Genomic DNA, 18,776 nt, shown 5'->3' on the forward strand with positions numbered 1-18,776 from the left:
CCGCTGTGCACGGGGACTTCTCCAACATCACCTTCTCGCCGGACCGCGGCTACTCGGCGGTCTTCGACCTGCAGGGCAGGGTCGGCCTCGACGCCGACCGCAACGAGCAGACGGCGATCCTGCTGCACCAGTTGCGCGGCGCGCTGGCCGACCTCATGGGCCCGCACGCGGGACCGGCGGGTCCCGGGCTGGGCTTCGCCATCACCGATCCGGCCGCGGCCGACTTCACCATCGGAGCGGGCCGCTATTACGTGGACGGCATCGGGGTCGGCGACTCCGCCGAGACCACGTACGCCAAACAGCCGCACGCCGTACTGGACGTCGCGGGCGCCGACAAACTGCCCAGGGGCCGGTACCTGGTGTACCTGAAGGTCTGGGAGCGGCACGTCACCGAGGTCGAGGACCCCCGGCTGCACGAACCCGCCCTCGGCCTGCACCACCCCGACACCAGCAGCCGCGCCCAGGTCGTCTGGCAGGTGCGCGCCGTCCCCGTGCCGGCGGGCGAGGTGTCGCTGGAGGGCTGGGTGGAGGAGTGGATCGCCGCCGCCGCGTCCATGGACCACAAGGGCGTGCTCCAGGTGCGGGCCAGGAGGCCGCAGGACGCCGACGACGACCCGTGCGCCGCACCGTCCGACGCTGGCTACACCGGCGAGAACCAGCTCTACCGGGTGGAGATCCGCAGCGGGGGCACGCCCAAGGACGGGGCGAGCTTCGCCTGGTCGCGCGACAACGGCTCGGTGATCTACCCGATCCTGGCCACCGACGGGCCCGTGGTCCAGGTGAGCGGCCTGGGCCGCGACCGGCACACCACGCTGGAGATCGGCCAGTGGGTCGAGGCCGTGGACGACGCCGTCTCGCTCCGACGCGAGCTGGGCTGGCCGCGCCCGGCCGCGCCGCTGCGCCAGGTGGTCGACCTCGACGTGGAGCTGTCGACCGTGACCCTGGACGCGCCGCCGCCCGCGATCGACCTGGAAGGCCACCCCTACCTGCGGCGCTGGGACCACACCCCGCCCGGCAAGTCCCCCGATGGGGCCATCCCGGTGACCGAGGCGCAGGCCGCCAGGAAGGACATGGGGTGGATCCCGCTGGAACGGGGCATCGAGGTGCGTTTTCTCGCGGGCGAGCGCGGCAAGCCGCAGCGCTACCGTACGGGCGACTACTGGGTCTTCCCCGCCCGCCGCACGCTGGGCGACGTCATCTGGCACCACCCGCAGGGCAGCGGTCCGCACGGCGTCGTCTACCACTACGCGCCGCTGGCCGTCGTCCAGGGCGAGGAGGTCACCGGCTGGCGGACGGCGTTCGCGCTTCCCCTCACCCACGGACTGTGACGCCGCCATGGACAGACGTGCCGAACGCGCCCAGGTTCCCGCAGCCGCCCGCAGGGAGCTGACGCGCAGGGGAGCGCCGCTGGACCCGGTGACGCGCACGTCCATGGAACGGCGGTTCGGGCAGGACCTCAGCCAGGTCAGGGTGCACTCCGACGGGCCGGCCGCGAAGTCGGCGCGTGAGCTGGGCGCGCGGGCGTACACCGTGGGCGAGCAGATCGTGTTCGGGGCCGGCCGGTTCGCGCCGCACACTCCCGACGGCAGGCACCTGCTCGCCCACGAGCTGGCCCACGTCATCCAGCAGCGTGGCGGCGCGGGGCCTCGGCCGACCCGCCACGCGGGGCTCGAAGCCGCGGCGCACACGGCGGCCGACGCGGTGGCCCGTGCCGGGGCGGGACCGGTGTCCGTGGGCGGCGGCGCGTCGGTCGGGCTGGCCATGGCGGAGGAGACGGGCGGGCCCGCGAGCTCGGAGGACGTCGAGGCGCTCGCCCGGCTGCGGGAGTTCCAGGACGCCGCCGATCTGCGGGCGTACGAGCTGATGGAGGGGGTCGTCAAGAAGAGGCTCGCCGAGAAGGACAAGATCCAGGAGGCGAAGGCGGCCCAGGCGGCGAAGGAGGGCAAGGAACTGCCGCCCTACAACCGTGCGGCGATCGAGCGCAGCATGTGGGGTGACCTGACCGTGGCCGTCACCTACGCCGTGGACGAGGACGGCAACCAGCACACACTCATCACGACCTCCAAGGGCAAGTACCGCAAGTACCTCGACCTGAAGCCGGATGAGCAGTGGGTCAAGGCCGTACGCGGGAAGCGGCAGGCCCCGGATCCCGGGGCTTCCGGAGCCGCGCCCGATCCGGGCGTGGGGCTCGCGGACCAGCATGAGGGCGGCGGCGCCGACGAGGCGACGCCGGAGGCGCCGAAACGCAAGCGTACGGCGGAGGGGGCGCGCGCGGACGCGGAGGCGAGGCTGGTCGCCCACGGGGCCAAGTACGGGCTCAAGCTGGTCGCGGTCGGCGCCAGCTCCTACGTCTGCCCCCATTGCGCGGCCAAGCTCGGGGCTGCCGGTGCCGTCGCCGGCACCCCACGGGCCGAGGATCCGCAGGGCGAGCACGTCCCCGTGAACATCGCCCCGGCGCTGGATGAGATCAAGAAGCTGCCGCCCAGGCGGCCGAGGCCCGAACCCGTCGTCGAACAGCGCCGCCCGGCGCCTCCCACAACGCCTTCACCAGCCCCGAAGACGCCGACGCCCATCCCCGCCCCGGTCGCCGCGGGAAAGGAGGGCACCCAGCCCCTCCAGCAGGCGCGGTCCCAGCCGAAACCGGAGCCCGCACCCCAACCCGCCAAGCCCGCCCCTGCCACGCCCACCGCACCTCAACCGGCCGCGACTGAGCGGAAGGTGACCTCGGTGAGGCCGGACGAGGTCACGTCCAGAAGAGAGCGCACCCAGGAGAGCGGCGGGACCACGGCCAAGAGCGCGACAGGGACGTCGGTGACCCGGAAAGAGGGCAGCCTGACCGTCACCCGGAGCAAGGAGACCAGCCAGGGGATCTTCGACGAGGAGGGCAGGCTCAAGCAGGGAAGCCAGAGCAGCGCTCAGGCGGCGGCCGGCATCCTCGCGGGTCCCGAGGGAATCGGGGCGCAGGGGACGGCGAGCGCGCAACGGACCACCGCGTACGGCAACGGCTTCACCACGACCAGGTCCATCGCCGGCAACACCAGTGTGGTGGTCAAGGCCGCGCGGGTGCCAGGGTCGGAACCGCCCGTCTACCAGGTCAAGGTGACCATCACGATCGGCGCGTCCGGCACGCTGGGCGGCGGGGCGGGAGGCAGGGTTTCCGCGAGCGGGTCGCTCACGGGGTCGGTGACGGGCGAGTTCGTCCACCAGTTCTCCGCGGAGGAGACCAGGCGCTACCTCGGAGACCTGGACGGCAACGGGGCCGGGGGCGTGGCGAAGGAACTGGGGGTCGTCAACCTCGTCGCGCGCGGCAGCTTCGCCGACGCGCGCAAGCTGCTCACCCTCCTGACCGCCCCTCGGTCGGCCGCCGAGGCGGCGAAGCTCGCCGAGGGCGAGGAGGCGAGCCTGGAGACCAAGCGGGGCGCCGGTGTTTCGCTGACCGCGGGCACACCCTCCCTCAGCGCGGAGGTCTCCTTCAGCAGGAGCAGAGCGCTCAAGCGTACGGTGGCGCGCAGGCAGGGGGCCTTGTTCGTCACGGTCGAGGTGGTGTCGGAGGCAGGCAGGACGCTCGGGGCGTCCGGCTCGTCCGGGTTCGTGGGCGGCGGCCTCAGTTTCGGCAGGACGGCGGCGGAGACCAGGGCCGTCACCTTCCGCCTGAACCCCGGCGACCCGGACTACCAGACCATGGTCGACCGCGTTCTCGCGGTCGACAGCGCGGCCGAACTGGCCGCCCTGGCAGCGGCCGAGCCCACCAGGGTGGCGGGCAAGGTGAGCGGCGACCGGTTGTCGGAGACACAGACCGCCAAGGTGAGCCTCGCGGGGCTGGAGGCGTCGGTCTGGGACTCCCATTCCTACGGTGAGAAGACGGCCGTCGACGAGACGGGCACGCGCAAGCTGTTCGAGGGGGGATCGGGCGGCGGCGCCGGCGTCGGGGTGGCGGGCGGGCCGAAGCTCGCCTACCAGAGCGAGCAGGCCATCGCCGCCGAGGTCGGCCCGGACGGCAGAGCCAAGGCCGACGTCAGCGCGACGACCTCGGAGAGCGACCTGGGCGCCTGGGCTCGCGGCCTGGCCTCCGCCGCCGATCAGACGCCCATCAGCAGCGCGCTCAAACTGGCCACCGGCAAGCTGCTTCAGCCCTTCACCGAGCGGGTCGGGATGAAGCTGTCGGATGAGGAGTACACGACCATCGAGGCCGTCTCCAGGGAACCTGCCAGGTGGAGCCGCGCCTTCCGCGGCTTCAGGAACAGGAGTCACCAGAACTGGCAGCGTCTGGGCCGGACGATCGCCGCCGGCGGCGGGGACAGGGAGGCGATGAGCCGCGCGCTGGCTCGGTACGCCGACGAGAACTACGGCGCGGCCGACGCCGTGCAGGCGGTGGTCCGCTCGCCGGGTGAGGCGGAGGGCGGCATCCGCTACGACTGGCCGGCCGAGCTGGTCGAGGAGAAGGAGACGTTCGAGACCATCGTGGTGGGTGACCGGATCGCCCGGCTCAGGGCCCATGCCGCGGCGGGAGCCGTCGAGGAGGCCGAGGCGGGCCTGCGCGCCGACGACCTCAGGCTCGGCAGGGCGGTCAAAGCCATCATGACCGGCTCCAAGAACTTCACCGACGCCGCGGCGGTGGCCGAGATGTTGCGCAGGATCGGCAACAGGCAGGCGGAGATCCGCGCCGAGCTGCGCAAGCTGAAGGCGGCGCGTGCGCAGAGCGTGACGACGGTGCCCACGAAGGAGGAGGCGGCGGCACTGTCCGCCGCGGCCGACGCCGAGGCCAGGCAGGAGCGCGACACCAGGATCGAGGGCATGATCTCCGCCATGTCCGCCCTGCGCAAGAGGGAGAGCGCGATCTTCGCCGAGGTGCGCGAGGAGCTCGACCACACGCCGTGGTACAGGAAGCCGCGGGTCATCGACGTCATCCAGAAGCTCGACACGCTCATACCGCTGTACGCGGATTGGGACAGGCAGGTCGCCGATCTTCGCGCGGTCCTGCGCCAAGGCGGCGAGGACGGCTCGCGCGCCGACGCCTACGGCCCCGACCGCAAGACCTACGGCGAACTACGCCGCCACCCGGAACTGAGGAAGTGGACGGGCTGATCCGAATCGCTTTAAGGAGGTCTCGGACTTTCGCCCCGATGCCGGGCTGGATAATGTAGATGCTCCTATTTTGAATGGGGCTTCCTTCGTTCAAAGTCCCAGCTCATAGCCGGTCGAGCGGCTCCGGTTCGCTTCTTGACCGTTTGGTGGAGCGAACCGGTGAAAAACCAGCAGAATCGCCGTGCGGGGTTACCCTCTATTGACAGATCTTCTGCGGAGGACATAAAAAACCCAGGGGAATCTGTTCGTGCATAGGAGGGGCGCCCGATGGGCAGCACAACTGCTGTCGCGGGGGATGATGCACGGCCGGAGAAGTCGGTGAGCCTGCGTCTGCTGGGCGCCTTCGAGGTGTCCGCACGCGCTGAAACGGGCGGTGCACAGTGGGGCGAGCTCCCGCACAGCGCTCGGCGGCTGGTCGCCTTCCTCGGTCTGCACGGCACCGCGACCCGTGACTTCGCCGCAGGCAGCCTGTGGCCCGACTCCACCGAGGCCCACGCGCTGGCCCACCTCCGCACCACCCTGTGGCGGGCGGCCAGGGCCTGCCCAGGGCTGATCGTCACCGGCGGAGCGGCCATGCGGCTCGACCCCCGGGTCTCGGTCGACGTCGACGAACTGGAGGCGTTGAGCAGACGGCTGCACGCGGCCCACGCCGAGGACGACGGCTCGTGGGTGCCGCCGCGCGGCGTGCTGCTGCCCGGCTGGTACGACGAGTGGGTCGTGGCCGTCCGCGAGCGCGTCCGCCAGCTCCAGTTGCACACCCTGGAGGCGATGGCAGAACGCCGGCTCCTCCAGGGCGCCTACGGCCGGGCCCTGGACCTCGCGCTGGGCAGCGTCGAGTACGAACCGCTGCGCGAGAGCTCTCAGCGTCTGGTCGTCCGCATCCACCTCGCCGAGGGCAACCTGGTCGAGGCGGTCCGCGCCGTGCGGGCGTTCGAGGAACTGCTGTGGCAGGAGATCGGGGCCCGGCCGAGCCCGGAGTTCATGCGCCTGATCGATCTGTCCGTGCCGGGCTGACGGCACGTCATGGCTTGATCAACCTTCTTTCCTGAAACGGCGCGGGATTGACGTCGCCGGCAGTTGAGCATTGTCCGGCCGAGGGGCTCGGCGCCTTGCGGATTTGACATTCCGTTCCGCTGCCGCCCACTGCGCCGCCAGGCGCGGCGGGCTTTGAATTTGACTTCAACGTAGCGGGTTCATTGCTTTTGGTTGCGGGACGGGGTGCTGTTCCACTTGAATGTGCAGGGTGAAAGATCGGCGTGGCTGCTTCCGCGCCCACAGAGGGCCGCCGTGAGCCGGAAGCCGGGCCGCTCAGTGTCGTCTGCCTGTGACGATGCCGTCCGTGCACGCAGGCAGGCGACAAGGGCGCGCACCCCGGCCGCGGGCCGAGCCGCCGCCGATAAATGCCCGACTCGGGGTTCGAGGGGCTCGTACAACAGAGGGTGTCCGGTGAGGTTCGTTTGTACGGACATGGCACATCCGGAAGATGTACGATGAGCTGAAGCAGGCTACAGTACGTGCAACCATAACCCTAACTGGAGTGCCATCATGGCGAAGCGCATTGTTGAGTCCTTTGTCGATGATATCGACGGCAGCGGCGCCGACGGGACCACAAGGTTCGGTCTCGACGGCACGACCTACGAAATCGATTTGTCGGGACCGAACAGGGAGAAGTTGGAGAAGGCGCTTGCTCCCTTTATCATCAAGGCCCGCGCGGTCCGTGCCGACCGGGGTATCCGCGGTCGGCGCGGCGGTGGCCAGGCTCGGTCCGTCAGCCGTGAGAGGTCCACGGAGATCCGGCGCTGGGCCAAGGCCCAGGGCCTTCCGGTGAGCGAGCGCGGCCGTATCGCCGCCACCGTCGTAGAGCAGTACGAGGCGGCCCACTGAGCGCCGGGCTCACGGAGTTCTCCATGAGTCGCGCGCCTGCCGAGGCAGAGGCACGGGCCTGATCACGGCAGGCGCACCGGTCAGTTTTCGCTGATGATCGTCCCGCCGGTCGCGGAGGCGGGCGCCGCGAACGACGCGGACAGGGCGAAGAGGGTCGCAGCGGTGATCGCCACCGCGATGATGGCTTTCCTCATGGTCCGGCAGGGTATCAGTTACTGAACTATTCTCGGGTGCTTCCCAGTGGGGCGGCCGTTCGCCGAATTTTGGGCTGCTGGGGTCAGGCCTGGCTGGGGGTTGTGCGGGTAGCGCCCGGTTATGGGCGGCTTCGATCTGACCAGGCTCCGGGCGGTCGTCTTCGACACCGACGGGGTGGTCACAGACACGGCGCGCGTGCACGCGGCCTCGTGGAAACACGTCTTCGACGCGTTCCTGCGCGGGCGCTCGGCCCCGTTCGACGTGTGCGCCGACTACCTGGCCTTCGTGGACGGGCGGCCCCGGCTGGACGGGGTGCGCACGTTCCTGGCCGCGCGCGGGATCTCGATTCCCGAGGGCGGCCCGGGAGACGAGCCGGGGGCGGCGACCGTGCACGGGCTGGGGCGGGCCAAGGACGCGCTGTTCGCCGAGGCGATCGAGCGGCACGGGGTGGCCGCCTTCCCCTCGACCGTCGCCCTCCTTCACGAGCTGCGCAGGCGCGGCTGCCGTACCGGCCTGGTCTCGGCCAGCAGGCACTGCAGGGCGGTGGCGGCGTCGGCCGGCGTGCTGGCCCTCTTCGACGTGCTGGTGGACGGTAACGACGCCGCGGAGCTGGGGCTGGCGGGCAAGCCGGATCCGGCGCTGTTCCTGGAGGCCGCGCGCCGCCTGGACCTGCCTCCCGCCGAGGTGGCGGTCGTGGAGGACGCGCTGCCTGGCGTCGAGGCGGCGCGGCGGGGCGGGTTCGGGCTGGTCGTGGCGGTGGACAGGAGCGCCACGCCGGACGGCAGGGACCACGTGGACAGGGCCCCGGCGCTGCTGGCGGCCGGGGCCGACGTCGTGGTCGGCGACCTGGCCGACCTCACGGTCTCCGGACGCGTGCCCGTGGGGCGGCATTGAACGCCTGGACGCTCGTCTACGACGGCTTCGACCCGAGCGGGGAGGGGGTGCGGGAGGCGCTGTGCACGCTCGGCAACGGCAGGTTCGCCACGCGGGGCGCCACTCCCGACGGCGGGCCGCGTACGCCGGGCACCTACGTGGCGGGCTGCTACGACCGGCTCGACTCCACCGTCGACGGACGCAGCGAGACGAACGAGGACATCGTCAATCTGCCCGACTGGTTGCCGCTGACGTTCGCCACGCCGGGCTCGGAGTGGTTCCGCCCTGAGCGGGTCGCGCTGCTGTCCTACCGGCACGAGCTCGACCTGCGCCACGGTGTGCTGGTACGGGATCTGCGCTGGCGCGACGGCGAGGGCAGGAGCACGCGGGTGCGGCAGCGCCGTCTGGTGTCGATGGCGGACCCGTACGTGGCGGCTCTGGAGACCACGTTCACCGCGGAGAACTGGCAGGGGCCGATGCGCGTGCGCGGCACGCTGGACGGCCGGGTGTCGAACCGGGGCGTGGCCCGCTATCGAGAACTGCGGGGGGACCACCTGACCGCGCACGCCACCGGCTGCGCGGACGATCTGGCCTGGCTGACGGCCCGCACCCGCTGCTCGCACGTCACCGTGGCCCTGGCAGAAAGGATCGACACCGTCCCCGGCCGCTCCTCGCGGCTGACGTCGGTGCCCGACCACGTCTCCTCCGATCACGTGCTCGACCTGGCCAGGGGAGAGCCCGTCACCCTCACCAAGATCGTGGCGCTGACGACCTCGCGCGACTTCGCCGGCCACGACCCGTGCTCATCGGCGCTCAGGCACGTACGCAGGGCGCCGTGCTTCGACGACCTCCTGGCCCGCCACGCGGCGGCGTGGGAACGCCTGTGGCGGCGGGCCGGGATCGAGGTCGACGGCCCTGAACTGTCGCGCATCGTCCGCCTGCACGTCTTCCACCTGCTCCAGACGCTCTCCCCGCACACCGCCGACCTCGACGTCGGGGTGCCCGCCCGCGGCCTGCACGGGGAGGCGTACCGGGGGCACGTGTTCTGGGACGAGCTGTTCGTGCAGCCGTGGCTGAGCCTGCGCTTCCCGGAGGTGGCGCTCGGGCTGCTGCGTTACCGCTGGCGGCGGCTGCCGGAGGCCAGGGACGCGGCAGGAGAGGCCGGGTTCGCCGGGGCGATGTTCCCGTGGCAGAGCGGCAGCGACGGCCGTGAGGAGACGCCCGTCACGCACCTCAACCCCGCCTCGGGACGCTGGCTGCCCGACCGCTCCCGCCTGCAGCGCCACGTCGGGCTGGCCATCGCCTACAACGTGTGGCAGCACTACCTGGCCACCGGCTCCATGCCGCCATGGTGCGCAGAACTGCTGCTCGACATCGCCAGGTTCTTCGCCTCGCTGGCCGTGCTCCACGGCGACCGGTACGAGATCCGCGGCGTCATGGGGCCCGACGAGTACCACGACGGCTACCCGGGGGTCGCCACGCCGGGGCTGGCCAACAACGCCTACACCAACGTCATGACCGCCTGGCTGCTCATGCGCGCCCGCGACACCGCGCTGATGGCGCCGGACCTGGCGCCGGCGGCGGGGGAGCTGGCCCGCTGGGACGACGTCAGCCGCCGCCTGCGGGTGGACTTCCACGACGGCGTGATCAGCCAGTTCACCGGGTATGCGGACCTGCGCGAGCTCGACTGGGCCCGCTACCGGGGCGTGCGCCGCCTCGATCGGGCGCTGGAGGCCGAGGGCGACGACGTCAACCGCTACAAGGCCTCCAAACAGGCCGACACGCTCATGCTCTGCTACCTGCTGCCGGCGGCCGAGCTGACCGGCATCCTGGAACGGCTCGGCTACCGGGTCGAACCCGACCTGATCTCTCGTACCGTCTCCTACTATCTGGAGCGCACCAGCCACGGTTCGACGCTCAGCGCGGTCGTGCACGCCTGGGTGCTGGCACGTTCCCACCGCGCACAATCTTGGAGATTCTTCACCGAAGCCCTCTACAGCGACATCAAAGACGTCCAGGGCGGCACCACCGCGGAAGGCATCCATCTGGGTGCCATGGGCGGCACTCTCGACCTCCTCCAACGCTGCTACCTGGGCCTGGAACTGCGTCCTGACGGGCTGCGGCTGGATCCCCAGGTGCCCGATCGGCTGGGCGTGCTGTCGATGACGATCCTCTACCGGGGGCGGAAGATCGTCATCGACGCCGATCACGGTGAGGCGCGCGTGAACGGCGCCGCAGGGTCTTTCGTCCCGGGCGAGGCCGACCTCCGGCCCTGCCGCGAATTAGGGCAGGCGCGGTCCGATGAGGGAGAAGGGAGGAAATATCATGATCATCGTAGGCGTGGATGGGTCCGTGGCCGCGCGAGCCGCGGTCGAATGGGCGGCCAACGACGCCTTCCGCGCGGGGGAGCCGCTGCGGATCGTGTACGCGGTGGACCGCTCGCCGTACCAGATCGGCAGATATCCCGACGCGGCCCTGCCGGACGTGCTGCTCGGCGAGGGCAGCCGGATCCTGCGCGAGGCCGAGACGCTCGTCCACGAGCGCCTGCCCACGATCGAGGTCACGACCGAGGACGTCGAGGGCAAGCCCGCCGAGGTCCTGAGAGAGCAGGCCAAGGACGCCACCGAGATCGTGGTCGGCAGTCGCGGGCTCGGCGGGTTCACCGGCGCTCTGCTGGGCTCGGTCAGCGCCCATGTGGCCGGCCACGCCCACTGCCCCGTCGTGGTGGTACGCGGCGAGCCCCGGCCTGCGGGCGGAGAGGTCGTGGTCGGCGTCGACGACTCGCAGGAATGCCTGCCCGCGCTGGCCTACGCCTTCGAGCAGGCGAAACTCCGTCACCGTCCGTTGCGGGTGATGCACGCCTGGCAACTGCCCGTGCACGCGTTCGCGCCGGAGATCAGCTACGACATGGACGAGGTCCGCGCGGCGCAGCACCGGACCGTCCGCGATCATGTGGCGCTCTTCAGCGGTGACTACCCGCATGTGGAGGTGGTCGAGGACGCGCAGTGCGCGCATCCGGTGGAGGCGCTCACCGACGCCTCGCAACGGGCGGAGCTGCTGGTGGTCGGCTCGCACGGGCGCGGCGCGCTGACCTCCATCCTGCTCGGCTCCGTCAGCCGGGGCGTCCTGCACCACGCCCACTGCCCGGTGGCCGTGGTCAGGGCCTAGATCATCGGCGGCGGTCGTCACGCAGCCGCGCGGCCAGCGCGGCCGCCTGGGTGCGGCGCTGCATGTCGAGCTTGGCCAGCAGGTTGGAGACGTAGTTCTTGACCGTCTTCTCCGCCAGGAACATCCGCTCGCCGATCTGCCGGTTGGTCAGCCCCTCGCCGATCAGGTCGAGGATGCTGCGTTCCTGCTCCGACAGCGCCGCCAGCGGGTCCTTCCTGGCCGCCTGCTCGCGCAGGCGGTGCAGCATGGCCGTGGTGGTCTGCGGGTCCAGCAGCGACTGCCCCGAGGCCACCGTGCGGACCGCGCCGACCAGGTCGGAGCCGTGGATCTGCTTGAGCACGTAGCCGGCGGCCCCGGCCATCACCGCGTCGAACAGCGCGTCGTCGTCGGCGAACGAGGTCAGCATCAGGCAGGCCAGCTCCGGCACCCGGGAGCGCGCTTCCCGGCACACGTCCACGCCGCTGCCGTCGGGCAGGCGCACGTCGAGCACCGCGACGTCGGGCCTCAGCGCGGAGATGCGGGCGATCGCCGACGCGGCCGTGGCCGCCTCGCCGATCACCTCGATGTCGTCCTCGGACTCCAGCAGCGCCGCGACCCCCCGCCGGACGACCTCGTGATCGTCGACGAGGAACACACGAATCATGTCCACGACGTTAGCGAAGCGGCATCGGGACCGGAAGGAACGGGGGCAAGCCATGACGTTGCCATTTCTACGGTTTGAAAGCCTTTTGTCCTTGGGGCGGCTGAGACCCGGTGAGAGCACGTCTACCTCCGCCCAGTGCGACACTGAAAGACGTGGAGAGCGAACGTCATCCGCTGATGCCGCAAATGCGGCTCGACGAACTGCTGTCCGAGCTGCAGATGCGGCTGAACGCCGTACTGGCCACCCGGGACCGGGTGCACACGCTGCTCGAGGCCGTGGTGTCGGTCGGCAGCGATCTCGACCTGGAGACCGTGCTGCGCCGCATCGTGGAGACCGCCACCACGCTGGTGGACGCCAGTTACGGGGCGCTCGGCGTGGTCGGCCAGGAGAACACGCTCGTCCAGTTCATCCCCGTTGGGCTGAGCGAGGAGGAGATCGCCAGGATCGAGCACTGGCCGCACGGCCTGGGGCTGCTCGGGTTGCTGATCAAGGACGCGCGGCCGCTCAGGCTGGCCCGCATCTCCGAGCATCCGGAATCGTACGGCTTCCCGCCCGGCCACCCGCCGATGGGGACCTTCCTCGGCGTCCCCGTACGGGTGCGTGACGAGGTTTTTGGAAACCTTTACCTGACCGAGAAGCGCGGCGGCGGCGAGTTCGATGAGGAGGACGAGGCCATCGTGATCGCGCTGGCCACGGCCGCCGGCGTCGCGGTGGAGAACGCCCGCCTGTATGAGGAGACGCGGCGGCGCGAGACCTGGCTGCAGGCCTCCTCGGAGGTGACCACGAGTCTGCTGTCCGGGGCCGATCGCCGGCAGGTGCTGAGCCTGCTGGCGGCCCGTGCCCGCGAGATGAGCGACGCCGACCTGGTCCAGGTGCTGCTGCCGGACGCGTCAGGAAAGTCGCTGATCGTCGAGGTGATGGACGGAGAGGGCGCGCCGGAACTGGTGGGCACCGCGTTCGACGTGTCGGCCACGCTGGCGGGTGACGTGTTCACCCAGGGGGAGCCGGTGTCGGACGCCGACATGCAGAGCGTCCCCTACCCGAAATCGCCGTTGGCGCGGCTGGGATACGGGCCAGGGGTGATGGTGCCGCTGGGGGCGGCTCCGGCCGTACGCGGCGTGCTGGTGCTGGCCAAGCGGACCGGGCGGCTGCCGTTCAGCGGGGGGAACGAGCAGATGCTGCAGTCGTTCGCCGGCCAGGCGGCGATCGCGCTGGAGCTGGCCGAGGCGCGCAGGGACGCCGAGCGGCTCGGGCTGCTGGAAGACCGCGACCGTATCGCCAAGGACCTGCACGACGTGATCATCCAGCGGCTGTTCGCGACCGCGATGACCTTGATGAGCACGATCCGGCTGGTGGAGCGGCCGGAGGCGGCCAAACGGGTGCAGCACGCGATCGACGAGCTGGACGAGACGATCCGGCAGATCCGCTCGACCATCTTCGCCCTGCAGGGCCCGCGCGAGGAGGCCGGGCCCGGCCTGCGGGGGCGGATCGTGGAGTTGGTGGAGGGCGTCGGGGCGCATCTGGGGTTCATGCCGGGGCTGCTCATGGAGGGCCAGATCGACACGCTGGTGCCCGATTCCGTGGCCGAGCACCTGCTGGCGGTGCTCCGTGAGGCCCTGTCGAACGTGGTCCGCCACTCCCGCGCGGGCCGGGCAGAGGTCGCCGTCGAGGTCGCGGGCGGGGAACTCACCCTCACCGTCACCGACGACGGTGTCGGCGTCGGCGAGGCACGGCGCCGCAGCGGGCTGCGCAACATCGAGGAACGCGCCGCGCGACTGGGCGGCACCGCTTCGCTGGAGTCGCCGGAAGGCGGCGGCACCCGGTTGCGCTGGCACGTCCCGGTGTGACGGAACGCTTTGGAGAAAGTTTTACCGGCCGTGTATGCGGCGGCCGGACACCTGCTCGGCCTCGACCACGATGAAGTGGTTCCGCCCGCCGGGCGCCCAGACCGGCAGGGGCAGCGAGGCCAGCCGGTCGATCTCGGCCGGGTCGGTCACGGCCTGCGCGTGTCCCACAGCGGTGACGGACCAGCCGGTACGCAGCTCGGAATCGAACTCGTCGGCCTCGAAGGCCACCACGGCCCGCCGGGTGGCGGCGGCCAGCTTCGACCCGATCGCGGTCCTGATCACGATGGACTGGCCGTCGAGGTGGAAGTTGACCGGCTGGACGGCCGGCAGGGCGTGATCGGTGAACACGATCCGCCCGATCGGCGTCGTGGCCAGCAGGCGGAGGCACTCCTCGCGGGAGAGCACCTGAAGTCCGGACGAATCGAGTTTCATATTCTTACCGTCCCTGCCGGAGGATAGTGGGCGTTAGAGGCGAAAGTCCTTTTTCTCCCTGAAAGCGTGGTCGCGGGGCCGATGGCCCCGGCGGCAGGGGACTTTCGGCCCTGACCGCGCCGCCCGGATCGTGCTGAGCTGGACGTGAGGCCCCCGGGAGGTGGACGTCATGGGCGTTCTGTCGGCCAAGCACGCGATCGACGTCGCGGTGGAGGCGGCGCGCTGGGCGCCGTCCATACACAACACCCAGCCCTGGACCTTCTCGGTGTCCGAGCAGGAGATCAGGCTGAAAGCCGACCCCGACAGAAAACTACGCGCCGCCGACACCTCGGGCCGCGAGCTGCTGATCAGTTGCGGCGCAGCGCTCTTCACCCTGCGTACGGCCATGCGGTGCGAGGGGTTCGAGCCGGTGGTGCGGATCCTGCCGGACCCGGATCGCCCCTCGTTGCTCGCCACCCTCCACCCGGGCGCCGAAGTACGGCCCGACGAGTCCACCAGGAGCCTCGGCTGCCAGATCGAACACCGCCGCACCCACCGGGCCGGGTTCGCCGACGTCCCGGTGCCGGAGACGCTGGTCGAACGGCTGGTGCGGGCCGCGATGGAGGAGGGGGCCAGGCTGACCCCGATTCGCTCACCGGAGGCGGTCAGGGTCGTCGCCGCGCTCACCCAGGCCGCGCAGGCCGTCCAGGCGCAGGACCAGCGCTTCAGCCTGGAGCTGATCCGCTGGTCGCAGCCGCCCGGCAGCCCCCGCAGGGACGGGGTCCCCGCCCAGGGCTACCCGCGCAGGAGGGTCCCCACCGACCCGGATTTTCCCCAGCGTGACTACGCCTGGCGGCACGACTGGGGCAGCCAGGCCGACCAGCGCGCCGCGACCGCCGTCGGGATCGTGGTGGTGCTCACCACGCCGGGCGACAGCCGCCAGGAGTGGATCAACACCGGGCAGGCGTTGCAGCACGTCCTGCTCCGTGCCGCCGCCTACGGCGTCAGCGCCGCCTTCCACACCCAGGCGCTGGAAATGGCGCTGCTGCGCGAGTTCCTCCGCCACGAGCTCTGCTCGGACCAATACCCGCAGATGATCATGCGGCTCGGCGTCACCCTCGACGACAAGGAGATGGTCCGCCGTTCGGTGTCGGAGATCACGGAGTGAGGCCGCGAAGCCGCTGTGGCAGGTACTGCCGGTCCCAGGGACGGGCGCGGCACTGGCAGACGGTGGCGGGAGCCGCCACCGTTGACTTCATGCGGTCCACCCTCGTGATGACCGGCGCCGGCCGTGGGATCGGCCGCGTGGCCGCCGAGCACATCCTGCGCCGGGCGCCCCTGACACATCTCCTCGTCGTCGCCCGCGGCTCTTCAGGCGCCGGGCTCGCCGTGGGCGGCCACGCGGTCTCCCACGTCGCCGCCGACCTGGGCTCACTGGAGAGCGTCCGGTCGGCGGCCCTGGAGATCCGCAGGCGGCTCGACGACGGTGAACTGCCCCCGTTGCGCGGATTCGTGGGCAACGCGGGCATACAGCTCACGAACGCGCTCACCGAGGGCCCCGACGGGTTCGAGTCGACGTTCACGGTCAACGTGCTCGCCAACCACCTGCTCATCCGCATGCTCCAGACCCGCTTCGCCGCCCCCGCCCGGATCGTGATCACCGTCAGCGACACCCACTTCGGCGATTTCCGCCACAACCTGGGCATGGTGCCCGGCCCGGTCTGGCGGTCGCCGGACTTCCTCGCCCGCACGGGCGCCTTCCGCAGGCCGGGCACCACGACCGCGGGCCGCACGGCGTACTCGACGAGCAAACTGGCGGCCATCTACCTGGTGCACGAGCACGCGCGCCGCCTGCCGTCCTGGATCGACGCCGTCGCCTACAACCCGGGGTTCGTGCCCGGCACCGACCTCGCCCGCGACGCCGACGCCTTCTCCCGCTTCGCGATGCGCCGGCTCCTGCCGGCGCTGACCCTCACCCCGTTCGCGATCTCCCGCGCCGCCGCCGGACGACACCTCGCCGACGTCGTCCTCGGCACGACCGAGGCGCCGACGGGATCGTACGTGGACCGCGACCGTGTGGTGCGCTCGTCCGACGAGTCCTATGATCCGCGGCGCGAAGCCGAACTCTGGGACGCCGCGGAACGCTTCACCGGCGCGGCGGCCTTCGTCTGAGCGCCAAGGTCAGCGTCGCCCTCGCCGCGCGGTGCCGAAGATGGATCTGGTGATCTCCCGGCCGAGGGCGGAGGCCGCAGAGCGCGCGAACGAGCGAAACTCCTTCGACTCCAGCACGTTTGCCAGCACCGTCGGCTCCGGCTTGCGCTCCCGCTGCGCCCCGGGCTCGTGCGGGGCTTCGGCGGCCGGCGTTTCCGCCAGCTTCGCCGACAGGATCTCGTAGGCCGACTGGCGGTCGACCGCCGTGCCGTACTTCTGCTGCAGCGGCGAGGCGGCGATGACGTTCTGGATCATCTCCGGGCTCGACGGCGTCATGAGCGTCTGAGGGGCGCGCAGGCGCGTCCAGGCCACGGGGGTCGGCGCGCCCGTCTCCGACAGGACCGTCACGACCGCCTCGCCGATGCCGAGCTCGGTGAGCAGCCGTTCCAGGTCGTAGGAGGAGGCGGGGAACGTCGACACGGTGGCCTTGAGCGCCTTGGCGTCCTGGGGGGTGAAGGCGCGCAGAGCGTGCTGCACGCGTGCGCCGAGCTGGGCGAGCACGTCGGCCGGCACGTCCTTGGGCGTCTGGGTGACGAAGAACACGCCCACGCCCTTCGACCGGATCAGCCGCACGGTCTGGGTGATCGACTGCAGGAACGCCTTGGACGCCTCGTTGAACAGCAGGTGCGCCTCGTCGAAGAAGAACACGAGCTTCGGCTTGTCGACGTCGCCCACCTCGGGCAGCTCGTGGAAGAGATCGGCGAGCAGCCACATCAGGAAGGTGGAGAAGAGCTGCGGCCGGTCCTGCACGGCGGGCAGTTCGAGCACGGAGATCAGCCCGTGGCCGTCCGGCGTCACCCGGAGCAGGTCGCGCACGTCGAACTCCGGCTCGCCGAAGAACGCCTCCGCCCCCTGCGCCTCGAACGTGGTCAACGCGCGCAGGATGACTCCCGCCGTCGCCGCCGACAGCCCGCCGATCCCGCTCAGTGCCTCGGGATTGCCCGTCAGGTACTGGATGACCGCGATCAGGTCCTTGAGGTCCAGCAGGGGCAGCCCATTCTTGTCGGCGAAGTAGAAGATCAGCCCGAGCGACGACTCCTGCGTCTCGTTGAGCCCGAGGACCTTCGAGAGCAGGGTCGGCCCGAAGGCGGTCATGGTCGCGCGGATCGGGACGCCCTCTCCCAGACCGCCCAGGGAGAAGAACTCCGCAGGACGGGCCTCCGGCTGCCACGTTTCCCCCACGTCGGCCGCACGCTGGGTGACGCGCTCGGAGGGCGTGCCGGGGGAGGCCAGCCCCGACAGGTCGCCCTTGACGTCGGCGAGGAAGACGGGAACGCCCTGGGCCGAGAGCTGCTCCGCCATGAGCTGAAGGGTCTTGGTCTTGCCCGATCCGGTGGCCCCGGCCACGAGCCCGTGCCGGTTGAGCGTGCTCAGGGGGATCCGGATCTGCTCCGAGGCGTCGGCGGCGCCGTCCTCGCGCACCAGGGCCCCGAGCTCAAGCGCCGGCCCTTCGAAGTCGTACCCCTTCATCACATCTCCCCGATTTTGCTGCCTCGCTCACGGATCTGCGCAGGTCAGTGCTGGTTCCATTCCCCAGACCGCGCGGATGAACGCCAGGTACCCGGACGAGGGGGGATCAGTCGTGGAGCACGCGGAGGAGGACCCGGTTGTGGAAGCCCTCCGGGTCGGGGCTGGACAGGCCGGCCATGCTCACCAGGGCCTTCCACAGCGCCCACCCGCGTGCCCGCCGCCAGGTGTCGTCGTCCAGCCCGGCGGCCTGCCTGAAGACCTGCCGCTCCTCGCCCCCGAAGTAGGTCCAGGCCATCACCAGGTCGCAGGCCGGATCTCCCACACCGCAGGTGCCGAAGTCGATGACCGCGCAGAGCCGGCCGTCGGCGGCGAGCAGGTTGCCGGCGGAGACGTCGCCGTGGAACCAGGCAGGCGGGCGCGGCCAGGCCGAGGTCAGGGCGTCCGCCCAGACGGCCGCACAGGCGGCGGCGTCGACCTCGTCGCCGAGCTGTTTCAGCGCGAGCTCGACCTGGTCGCCGTAGACACTGGGGTGGCAGCCCCGGAACCACGAGTGCCGGCCTGCGGCCGGGCCCCGCTCGGCGGGGACCTTCCGCAGGGCGGTCAGGAGGCCGCCCAGGTCGCGGGCCAGCTCCGTGCGGTCGATGCCCTCGGTGTTCTCGACGGTGTCGCCGGGGAGCCAGCGCCGTACGGACCAGGGGAACGGGTAGCCGCCGCCGGGGAGTCCTGTCGCCACCACCTCGGGCACGGGCAGCGGTAGATGCGCGGCCAGTATGGGCAGGCTGTGCTCCTCCTTCTCGACGCCGACGACGTAGCCCTCCGCGCTGGGCAGCCGGACGCTGAGGTCCTCGCCGAGCCGGAAGGTTCGATTGTCCCAGCCCTGGCGCGGCACCGGCCTGACCGGGAGGTCGCCCCACTGCGGAAACTGCTCGCGAATCAGGGAACGCACGAGCTCGGCGTCGATGTCGATCACGGGCAGAGCCTAGGGGACG

The 18,776-nt window shown here is 71.2% G+C and carries 13 protein-coding genes and 1 pseudogene; 10 read left to right on the plus strand and 4 right to left on the minus strand.

Annotation, left to right across the window (positions count from 1 at the left end):
- The first annotated feature begins 5 nt into the window (after positions 1–5).
- From ACFOY2_RS48665 to ACFOY2_RS48695, 7 genes and pseudogenes are all read left to right on the plus strand, one after another.
- Positions 6–1,328, plus strand: coding sequence for a DUF6519 domain-containing protein (locus tag ACFOY2_RS48665; protein WP_379534981.1), 1,323 nt, complete (start codon positions 6–8; stop codon positions 1,326–1,328).
- A gap of 7 nt (positions 1,329–1,335) precedes the next feature.
- Positions 1,336–5,085 (plus strand): eCIS core domain-containing protein, encoded by a 3,750-nt coding sequence (locus ACFOY2_RS48670; protein WP_379534982.1) that lies wholly within the window; start codon positions 1,336–1,338, stop codon positions 5,083–5,085.
- A 318-nt stretch (positions 5,086–5,403) separates the two neighbouring features.
- Entirely contained in the window at positions 5,404–6,099 is a 696-nt protein-coding gene (locus ACFOY2_RS48675; RefSeq protein WP_379534983.1) for an AfsR/SARP family transcriptional regulator, read from the plus strand.
- 531 nt (positions 6,100–6,630) lie between these two features.
- Entirely contained in the window at positions 6,631–6,969 is a 339-nt protein-coding gene (locus tag ACFOY2_RS48680) for a histone-like nucleoid-structuring protein Lsr2 (protein ID WP_379534984.1), read from the plus strand.
- A gap of 315 nt (positions 6,970–7,284) precedes the next feature.
- A complete protein-coding gene (locus tag ACFOY2_RS48685; protein WP_379534985.1) occupies positions 7,285–8,058 on the plus strand; it encodes an HAD family hydrolase in 774 nt (257 codons plus the stop codon).
- Positions 8,055–10,268: pseudogene (locus tag ACFOY2_RS48690) on the plus strand (glycoside hydrolase family 65 protein); the annotation flags it as partial. The gene ACFOY2_RS48685 and the pseudogene ACFOY2_RS48690, both read left to right, overlap by 4 nt.
- 94 nt (positions 10,269–10,362) lie before the next feature.
- Complete coding sequence (locus ACFOY2_RS48695; protein ID WP_379535033.1) at positions 10,363–11,205, plus strand: universal stress protein; 843 nt, start codon at positions 10,363–10,365, stop codon at positions 11,203–11,205.
- A 1-nt stretch (position 11,206) separates the two neighbouring features.
- Here the strand turns inward: ACFOY2_RS48695 and ACFOY2_RS48700 are convergent, their stop codons facing one another.
- Entirely contained in the window at positions 11,207–11,848 is a 642-nt protein-coding gene (locus tag ACFOY2_RS48700; protein WP_379534986.1) for a response regulator, read from the minus strand.
- A gap of 176 nt (positions 11,849–12,024) precedes the next feature.
- On the opposite strand from ACFOY2_RS48700, the gene ACFOY2_RS48705 reads away from it, so the two are divergent.
- Positions 12,025–13,695: a sensor histidine kinase gene (locus ACFOY2_RS48705; protein ID WP_379535034.1), complete on the plus strand. Its 1,671-nt coding sequence runs from the start codon at positions 12,025–12,027 to the stop codon at positions 13,693–13,695.
- A gap of 21 nt (positions 13,696–13,716) precedes the next feature.
- Here ACFOY2_RS48705 and ACFOY2_RS48710 read toward each other — a convergent pair whose 3' ends face one another.
- Complete coding sequence (locus tag ACFOY2_RS48710) at positions 13,717–14,127, minus strand: pyridoxamine 5'-phosphate oxidase family protein (protein WP_379534987.1); 411 nt, start codon at positions 14,125–14,127, stop codon at positions 13,717–13,719.
- Positions 14,128–14,296: 169 nt separating this feature from the next.
- Here ACFOY2_RS48710 and ACFOY2_RS48715 point away from each other — a divergent pair, with 169 nt between their 5' ends.
- Together ACFOY2_RS48715 and ACFOY2_RS48720 are read left to right on the plus strand one after the other, a co-directional pair.
- Positions 14,297–15,274, plus strand: a complete 978-nt coding sequence (locus ACFOY2_RS48715) for an Acg family FMN-binding oxidoreductase (protein ID WP_379534988.1) — start codon at positions 14,297–14,299, stop codon at positions 15,272–15,274.
- Positions 15,275–15,363: 89 nt separating this feature from the next.
- Positions 15,364–16,278, plus strand: a complete 915-nt coding sequence (locus ACFOY2_RS48720; RefSeq protein WP_379534989.1) for an SDR family NAD(P)-dependent oxidoreductase — start codon at positions 15,364–15,366, stop codon at positions 16,276–16,278.
- 9 nt (positions 16,279–16,287) lie between these two features.
- Here the strand turns inward: ACFOY2_RS48720 and ACFOY2_RS48725 are convergent, their stop codons facing one another.
- Entirely contained in the window at positions 16,288–17,787 is a 1,500-nt protein-coding gene (locus ACFOY2_RS48725; RefSeq protein ID WP_379534990.1) for a helicase HerA-like domain-containing protein, read from the minus strand.
- Positions 17,788–17,893: 106 nt separating this feature from the next.
- Complete coding sequence (locus ACFOY2_RS48730; protein ID WP_379534991.1) at positions 17,894–18,757, minus strand: aminoglycoside phosphotransferase family protein; 864 nt, start codon at positions 18,755–18,757, stop codon at positions 17,894–17,896.
- Between the last annotated feature and the right edge of the window lie 19 nt (positions 18,758–18,776).

Origin of the sequence: Nonomuraea purpurea, from assembly GCF_042650645.1 — a bacterium.
GTDB lineage: Bacteria > Actinomycetota > Actinomycetes > Streptosporangiales > Streptosporangiaceae > Nonomuraea > Nonomuraea purpurea.